The 1,481-nt window shown below is 76.1% G+C and carries 2 protein-coding genes; both read left to right on the top strand.

Going from position 1 to position 1,481, the window contains the following annotated elements; genetic code table 11:
• On the top strand, positions 1–644 hold a 644-nt coding region (locus ND748_RS31860; RefSeq protein WP_251749987.1), incomplete at its 5' end, for a hypothetical protein.
• A gap of 13 nt (positions 645–657) precedes the next feature.
• On the top strand, positions 658–1,481 hold an 824-nt coding region (locus tag ND748_RS31865; protein WP_251749988.1), incomplete at its 3' end, for an alpha/beta fold hydrolase.

Consider the following 1,481-nt stretch of genomic DNA (forward strand, 5'->3'; position numbering starts at 1 on the left):
TCGCGGGGCCGCCCGTCGCAGGGGCATCGGTCGCGAGGCCGTCTGCCGCAGGGGCATCGGTCGCGGGGCCGTCTGTCGCGGGAGCATCGGTCGCGGGAGCATCGGTCGGTGGGCCGCCCGACGGCGCCGTCGCGGCGCCGTCGCTGCCCCTGTCGTTGACCGTCGGCGCCTGGCTGTTGGCCAGCGCGGGCTGGTCCGGGGACCGCACGGCGCTCGGGGTGCCGGCCGGTCATTCCCCGCGGCAGGCAGCCGGCCTCGGGGAACGCCTCGTCGCGCAGGTGCGGCGCGGGGAGCGGCTCGCCCTGCTGGTCATGGGGGACGCCTCGGCGCGGCGCACCCTGAAGGCGCCGGGGGGACTCGACGAGCGCGCCGCGGCGTTCGACGCCGCCGCGGCGGCGGCCCTGGCCGGACCCGATCCGGCCGCGCTGCTCGACCTCGATCCCGCGCTGGCAGCCGAGCTGCTCGCCGCCGGCCGGGCCTCGTGGCAGGTCCTCGCCGGTGCGCTACTCGCCGCGACTCGGGACGACACGCCAACCGAAGCCTGGTCCAGCGAGCTCACCTATGACGACGCGCCCTACGGTGTCGGCTATCTGGTTGCCGTATGGAATCGGGGGGGCGCGCAACGTGGTAGGAAGCCCGGCTGAGCTGCCGCCAGGTGTGTGGCGGACCGAAATCGCCGGCCTGGCCGCGCTGCGGTGCGGGTCGATGGACGCCCCCGGGGTCCTGCTGTTGCCGGGTTACGCGGCGAGCAAGGAGGACTTTCTGCCGATCATGCCGGCAGTGGCCGCTGCGGGCTTCGCCGTGACGGCGCTCGATCAGCGGGGCCAGCACGAGTCGCCCGGCCCCGACGAGATCACGGCGTACAGCCTGGAGGCGTTCGCCGACGACGTACATCGCGTGATCGACGCCGGCGGCGGGGGAGGCACAGGGAGTACAGCGGGCACAGGGAGTACAGCGGGCATGGGGGCCGTGCACCTGGTCGGGCACAGCTTCGGCGGCCTCGTCGCCCGCGCGGCGGTCATCGCCGACCCCGGCCCGATCCGCACGCTGACCCTGCTGTCCTCCGGACCAGCCGGGATCGTCGGGCGGCGGCAGGCCGCGTTGCGCACGATCCGACTGGTCCTGGAGCGGGGCGGGCCGGCCGCGGTGTGGGCGGCGTTGCACGCCGTGGAGCGGCCCCGGCCGGCGCCGACGGCCGACTTCCTGCGCCGGCGGTTCTTCGCCCACAACCAGACCGCGCTGATGGCGATCGCCCAGCATCTGCTCGACACCCCCGACCGGGTCGGGGAGCTGGCGACGGCCGCCCGCGGCGTGGGCCTGCCGATCCTCGTCGCGCATGGTGAGAGCGACGACGGATGGCCGGCCGCGGTGCAGGCCGACATGGCCCGCCGGCTCGCGGCCCGCTACGAGGTGTTGCCGGGTGCCCGTCACGACCCGGCGGCCGACGCCCCGGACGCGCTGGTCGCCGCGCTGGTCGGCTT

Source organism: Frankia sp. AiPs1, assembly GCF_023716945.1.
Lineage (GTDB): Bacteria > Actinomycetota > Actinomycetes > Frankiales > Frankiaceae > Frankia.